Source organism: Thermogemmatispora sp., from assembly GCF_042408735.1.
In the GTDB taxonomy this organism is placed as follows: Bacteria; Chloroflexota; Ktedonobacteria; order Ktedonobacterales; family Ktedonobacteraceae; genus Thermogemmatispora.
Genome location: NZ_JBHOQV010000034.1, coordinates 33981 through 40922, shown reverse-complemented (window position 1 = coordinate 40922; position 6942 = coordinate 33981). Strand labels below are relative to the sequence as shown.

Genomic DNA, 6942 nt, shown 5'->3' with positions numbered 1-6942 from the left:
GAGGGGGGACGTGGGAAAGAGTGAGCCGCTCAGCTGCCAAAAACGGGGCCTGAATCGTTAGAAGATATGAAAGATGTATCCCGGGGTGGGTTTCCAGGGGGTCGGTTGCAGCGGCCTCGATCCGTTTGAGGATACTGAAAGTGCCAGAAGAACGGATAGGCCCGCGCGCCCGGCTCGAAGTTGCAGCGGCCTCGATCCGTTTGAGGATACTGAAAGTCGTCTCGCGCCGGCGCATCAGATTGATCAAGTACAGCGTTGCAGCGGCCTCGATCCGTTTGAGGATACTGAAAGTCTGGTTGGTAAGCCACAGTCTCCCCTGATCTGGTCCGTTGCAGCGGCCTCGATCCGTTTGAGGATACTGAAAGTAGAGCGAATTAGCTGTGATACTGGCAAGCGGAAGGTTGCAGCGGCCTCGATCCGTTTGAGGATACTGAAAGCTCAGACGCGCCGGCGTCCTCTCGCGGCCCAGCTTGTTGCAGCGGCCTCGATCCGTTTGAGGATACTGAAAGCTTCTTGTGTCGCCGCACGTGTCTCATCGCACACGTTGCAGCGGCCTCGATCCGTTTGAGGATACTGAAAGCTCCGCTTCAGCTCGCTTTCCGACAACAGTGACTTCTCGTTGCAGCGGCCTCGATCCGTTTGAGGATACTGAAAGAGGCGGCCTGGCGTGTCCAGACCGCTGGCCGTTCACGTTGCAGCGGCCTCGATCCGTTTGAGGATACTGAAAGGCGGGCGAAAGTGATCAGCGAGGTTTTGCCGGCGCCGTTGCAGCGGCCTCGATCCGTTTGAGGATACTGAAAGTCTCGTCGATCACGTGTTCCTCCGTCGACCGCGACCGTTGCAGCGGCCTCGATCCGTTTGAGGATACTGAAAGGCCGTATCTGCCGCTTGGTCCAGCCATCATCAAGCCAGTTGCAGCGGCCTCGATCCGTTTGAGGATACTGAAAGATGCCGCTCCCTCGGTTCAGGAAGCGGCTCCTCAACGTTGCAGCGGCCTCGATCCGTTTGAGGATACTGAAAGACGCCATGCTTCACATCCGCATGCAGGTCCACACGAGTTGCAGCGGCCTCGATCCGTTTGAGGATACTGAAAGCAAAGAAGTCTCCGACGCGTGCGCATACGACCCTGCATGTTGCAGCGGCCTCGATCCGTTTGAGGATACTGAAAGTCGCTGTTTCTTGCTCCCTGGAGGCGGACAGGGGCGTTGCAGCGGCCTCGATCCGTTTGAGGATACTGAAAGTGACTCGCGCGGATACTGTTTACGCGCGGATTGGATCAGTTGCAGCGGCCTCGATCCGTTTGAGGATACTGAAAGGACGATAAGCCCTCCGGAAGACAAACCGTCCGGCCATCGTTGCAGCGGCCTCGATCCGTTTGAGGATACTGAAAGTCAAGAATGATGTTGTACTGCTGATTTGGGTTAATGCGTTGCAGCGGCCTCGATCCGTTTGAGGATACTGAAAGTTCGACTTTGTGTCGGTATGGGTTGAAGATGTTTTGTTGCAGCGGCCTCGATCCGTTTGAGGATACTGAAAGATCTGACCTGGCGCGGGATAGATCTTGCCTGGTTAGCACGTTGCAGCGGCCTCGATCCGTTTGAGGATACTGAAAGAGCGCGGAAGGAGGGCTTTTTTCTGTCAAAGACGAGCGTTGCAGCGGCCTCGATCCGTTTGAGGATACTGAAAGGCTTCTGGAGCGGGCTGAGGGGCATTCTGACTATTTGTTGCAGCGGCCTCGATCCGTTTGAGGATACTGAAAGTTGGGCGCGTCGCAGCGATTGTACTGCGCGCGTACTTGAGTTGCAGCGGCCTCGATCCGTTTGAGGATACTGAAAGTTGGGCGCGTCGCAGCGATTGTACTGCGCGCGTACTTGAGTTGCAGCGGCCTCGATCCGTTTGAGGATACTGAAAGTAACAGGCGCGGTGCTCGCATCCCTGGAATGGCGCGGTTGCAGCGGCCTCGATCCGTTTGAGGATACTGAAAGTTCTCGAGGTCGTCTGGCTCGAGCGCGTCAAAATGCGTTGCAGCGGCCTCGATCCGTTTGAGGATACTGAAAGTGTCCAGGGCGCCCGGGCGCAGGCGCAGTTCAATAAGTTGCAGCGACCTCGATCCGTTTGAGGATACTGAAAGTGACCTGGATGCGCCGGGAAAGGCGGATGAGGTCAGGGAGTTGCAGCGGCCTCGATCCGTTTGAGGATACTGAAAGTGACAGGAGGAACAATGCGAAAGTGGTGAATGAAGTTGCAGCGGCCTCGATCCGTTTGAGGATACTGAAAGGGTCCTGATCGAGATACGCGGCCAGGTGCTTGCTGGCAAGTTGCAGCGGCCTCGATCCGTTTGAGGATACTGTAAAGAATCATGAGCCAAATACCCATAACGAGCAGAAAGACTCGTTGCAGCGGCCTCGATCCGTTTGAGGATACTGAAAGTCTGCTGCTCGTGGCATCATTGGCTACAAATATACCTGTTGCAGCGGCCTCGATCCGTTTGAGGATACTGAAAGGTAGAGCGCGGCCCAATCTTCTCTGATCAGCTCCTCTGGTTGCAGCGGCCTCGATCCGTTTGAGGATACTGAAAGTCTGGCTGATCCGTCCCACATGCGCAGGTCGGCACAGTTGCAGCGGCCTCGATCCGTTTGAGGATACTGAAAGGGGTGTTGATCTGCAGATTGACATGCTTGAGCTTCGTTGCAGCGGCCTCGATCCGTTTGAGGATACTGAAAGTTCTTGATCAGAATCCTCCTGTTGGAGGGCTAAGAAAGTTGCAGCGGCCTCGATCCGTTTGAGGATACTGAAAGGACGTGGGGCCTGCGATCGCGTTCGTGGACTGTGCGGAGTTGCAGCGGCCTCGATCCGTTTGAGGATACTGAAAGGCACGGCGGTGTAGTAGCGAAACGTCGATGCGTTATGTTGCAGCGGCCTCGATCCGTTTGAGGATACTGAAAGTCTCGACGAACATACCACTGGAAATGTGGCGCATTGCGTTGCAGCGGTCTCGATCCGTTTGAGGATACTGAAAGATCATCTGGGCCGCTGGTGTGTCGGGGTGTGTGGTCGGTTGCAGCGGCCTCGATCCGTTTGAGGATACTGAAAGTGACCCGATGTTCGTGATCAATCGCCTGCGGGCCGGCGTTGCAGCGGCCTCGATCCGTTTGAGGATACTGAAAGTCCGCCGGCGTGGGGCACAGCTTGCGCCTGACATTGCGTTGCAGCGGCCTCGATCCGTTTGAGGATACTGAAAGTGTGAGGATAGTGAAAGGCTGCCACGATGGTCTCATGGTCAAAGGCCAGCGTATGGGTTGCAGCGAGCGCGATCCGTGTGAGAATACTGAAAGTGTGAGGATACTGAATGGAAGAAAAAGGATTCGGCTTTGAACCAGCGGCGGCATGGTTGCAGCGGCCTCGATCCGTATGAGAATACAGAAATGAGGATACTGGACAGAAGGTACTGAGAGTTATGGATGCTCCCATCAAGCTGCTGTTAGTCGATGATCATGGCCCTTTGCGCAAGGCCCTACGCGAGGGCCTGGAGGCGACGGGCGCTATCCAGGTGGTGGGTGAGGCGGCCACAGGGCGAGAGGCTGTAGCGCGCGCCTTCGAGTTGGATATGGATGTGATTCTCATGGACGTGCAGCTGCGCGATCCTGCTCTGGGGCGCAAGGCCATGAGTGGCGTGGCGGCGGCGGTCGCGATTCGCCGTGAGCGTCCTCGTATGCCCGTCGTCTTCTATTCGATCCAGGATGACGATGAGTATTATCGCGAGTTTCGGGCCTCTGGAATTCTAACGCATTACGCCTACGTGCGTAAAAGTAACTATCTGCTGCCAGGAATGCTGCTTCCTCTGTTACGGGATGCGATCAGCGGGCGCAGCTTTGTCGATCCCGAAATCGAGGATCGAGTTCAGGAAGTCCGCAGCCTGGACGAGCAATCGCCGCGCGCCTTACTGGAGCCGAACGAGCTGCGCGTGGCCGAGCTGCTGGCCCAAGGCATGACCAACGAACAGATTGCCGCCCGACTCAATCTGCACGATAAGCGCGCCGTGAGCCGCACCAATGGCCGCATTTACGCCGCCTGGGGACTGAGCGAGTCGGCGGTCGATGAGAAGGTAGCACGGGCGCGTGCCACGCTGATCTACACCCTCAATCGTATGATTATCTGGGACGAGCAGGGGGTGGCCTACGTTCAGAATCGCAAAGGCGAGTGGGTCCCGTTCTATAGCGACGAAGGGGAGAAGGTCTCTTCTTAGACGGCCCGCTGGCCTATCCGCCTGTAGTAGCGAGGGAAGCGATGGCTCTTGAGACGCTGCTTGCTCCGGTGACTTTGCTGAGCACCCTGACGCTGGCGGTCTCGATCTTTAATCTGGTGACCTTTCTCTGGCTGGCAAGTACGGTTTGGCTCAACGGCGATCACCGGGCGCGGATCACGCTCTGGGGAGTTGTCGGACTGGCGCTCAGCGCGCTCTTTTTCTTTGTCCATGCCTTGCTCATTACTCTACCGCTCGATGGGCCGGGCCTGCGCCCGCTGCTCAACGTTCTCTGGCAGGTAGCCTGGTTTCCCGCGCTCTGGGTCCCCTATATCTGGTTCGCGATTGGTCTGCACTATGCCTCGCTGATCAACGCGGGCTGGCGACGGCGCATTCCCTGGCTGCTGGCCTTGGGGGCCTTGCTCGGCCTGGCCTTGCTTCTGCTCTTGTTACTCAACCGTCAGACCTTTACCTTTGTTGAGACCCTACAGCTTCTGGCCTACAGTACGCCCCCGCCCAGCGCGGGCCGCGCCTGGATTTCGCCACTTTTCCTGATGCCACTGCTCTTCCTGGTCTATGTAGCCTTTTGCGCCATCGGCCCCTGGTTTACTTCCAGTCGCATTCAGCAGGTGGTAGTAGCCGGCTGGCGGGCACTGGGGGCAAGGCTGCGCACCCGGGAGCAAGGGGTGGCTCGCCCTTCGCTGCGGCGGGCCCTGCTGGAAGCCTTCTGGGACGATCCCACCGAGATAGAGTTGCTGGAGGAGCCGCAGCTCTCCTGGCACCTGGCGCGTCCGGCCTTGCTACTGGCAGCTCTCTTGATGGTCGCTCTGACCATTGGTCTGGGCCTGGCCGGGCTATGGTCGATGTTGCGCTGGTTGGGGGGAGAGACGCCGCTGCGGGCCGCGCCCCCCCTGCGGGCCATTCCCCCGACTCTGCTGGCCCTCGACCTGATCGCGAACCTGGTAGTGGCCCTGATCATTCTGGTGATCGGCTACTCGATCGTCCGTCACGGCATCCTGATTGAGCGCCCGCTGGCACGGCGGGGCTTCTTCGAGCAGTGGCGCGGCATCGTCATCGTGGCCACGGCGGTGGCGCTCTTCATCGCCCTCCTGGTCTCGCTGACCCACAGCAGTTTGGGGGGACTGCTTTGTATTACTTGCCTGGCCACCGTGGCCTACGCTCTCTTCACCTGGAGTAGTTACCAGGCCCATGATCGCTATATCGCCTTGCTGGGGCGCTTTTTAAGCAGCACCAGCCTGCGCCGCTGGTTGAATACGAGCGCCGAGAAGAGCGAGCGCGAGCTGCAGGACCTCTTTTTCTCCCTCTGTCAGAGTGTCCTGGCGGTGCGCTGCGCCCGCCTGGTGATCCTGGCCGGTCCTATGCGTCGTACCTTTAGCTATCGCTGGCCGGCTGATGCCCGTCCCAACGGGCGAGAGCTGCCCCGTCTAGGCCAAAGTCAAGGAGCGAGCGGCGGCGAAACGGATGCCCTGGTCTCGCTGGTCCCGCGCCGCCCTCCAGGAGGACGCGGTGCCGGAACTCCTCTGGCCTATCGCCTGCGTCTGCGCCTGGCAAGTGGCGAGCCGCTGGTTTGCTGGGTGATGCCCCTCTACGACGAGCGCGGACTGGTGGCAACCCTCTTCTTGGGACCGCGTGAGGATGGCGGAACGTTCACAAAGGAGGATATGAATCTGGCTCAGGCTTGCGGGCAGCGCATACTCGATGCTATCGGCGATCACGAGGCGATGCAGGCTGTCTCTGCTCTCCTGCGTCGCCGCATTGTCGATGTGAAGCTGCTGGGGGCTCAGCAACGCCGTGTCTTGCACGACGAGATTCTCCCTCAGATGCATCTGGCACTGCTCCATCTGGAGACCCTGCGGGCGGCCACGAAGCGGGAAGGTCAGGAAGCTCCCCACCCCGCGCTTGAGGAGGCGATCGGCCTGGTAAGTGCGGCCCACCGCCAACTGGCTGCTCTGATGCGCACGACGACGCCAGGAGCGCCCTATCGTCTGGAGCGCGAGGGACTGGTACAAGCCATTCGCACGATGCTGGAACAGGATTTTCACGATGCCTTCGATGAGGTCTGCTGGCAGGTGGATGAGGAGACAGCGGCCCGTATCGATGAGCTGACCCCACCGGCGATCGCGGAGCTGATCTTCGCCGCTGTGCAGGAGGCCCTGCGCAACGCCGCTCGCCATGCGCGCGGGAGCGATGTCCATCGCCACCTGCGCGTACGGCTGCAGGCCCGCTGTGACCCCGATCTGGAGGTGGTGGTGGCCGATGACGGAGTGGGAATCGCGGCGGCTGATGCAGCTACCAGCGGCACCGGCGGCGGCCTGCTGACTCATAGCGCCCTCCTGGCCATTGCCGGCGGCAGCTTGACCCTGAAGAGCGCCCCAGACGAGGGGGTGACGGTGCGTATCTTTCTGCCCGCTCAGGCCCTGATCTGATGGCTTCCCGCTCCCCCAGCCTCCTCCGCCCGCCAGCGCTAATAGCCTGTCCTGCCCGCCTGCCCGCTGCTGTCCTCCCAGTTATGGCTCTGCTTATGTTCAGCAACCCTGTCCCTCTGTGCGGGGTCTTTCTCTTCTGTCTTCCCCTAAATCTCCAGGCCGGGCGGTTCTATATAATGTGAAGACAGGCTTTCCTTTTGCTGCCAAAAGATATCAATAATAAAACCTCTCTCTACTTCTCTTTATTGACTT

At 59.2% G+C, this 6942-nt stretch carries 2 protein-coding genes and 1 CRISPR repeat array; both genes read left to right on the top strand.

The genetic code is table 11. The features are described 5' to 3' along the window. Window positions 1-104: 104 nt before the first annotated feature. A CRISPR array of direct repeats spans window positions 105-3427; the repeat unit is 37 nt; unit sequence GTTGCAGCGGCCTCGATCCGTTTGAGGATACTGAAAG. 30 nt (window positions 3428-3457) lie between these two features. Continuing rightward, complete coding sequence (locus ACFMO7_RS02395; RefSeq protein WP_376793933.1) at window positions 3458-4246, top strand: response regulator; 789 nt, start codon at window positions 3458-3460, stop codon at window positions 4244-4246. Window positions 4247-4287: 41 nt separating this feature from the next. Beyond that, the gene (locus tag ACFMO7_RS02390) at window positions 4288-6690 is read left to right on the top strand and encodes a sensor histidine kinase (RefSeq protein WP_376793932.1); all 2403 of its coding nucleotides are present in this window, start codon (window positions 4288-4290) and stop codon (window positions 6688-6690) included. Window positions 6691-6942: the final 252 nt, after the last annotated feature.

Excerpts from the sequence above, each read along its gene's own strand:
- ACFMO7_RS02390 (WP_376793932.1), top strand. The coding sequence starts at position 4,288 with ATGGCTCTTGAGACGCTGCTTGCTCCGGTGACTTTGCTGAGCACCCTG.
- ACFMO7_RS02395 (WP_376793933.1), top strand. The coding sequence starts at position 3,458 with ATGGATGCTCCCATCAAGCTGCTGTTAGTCGATGATCATGGCCCTTTG.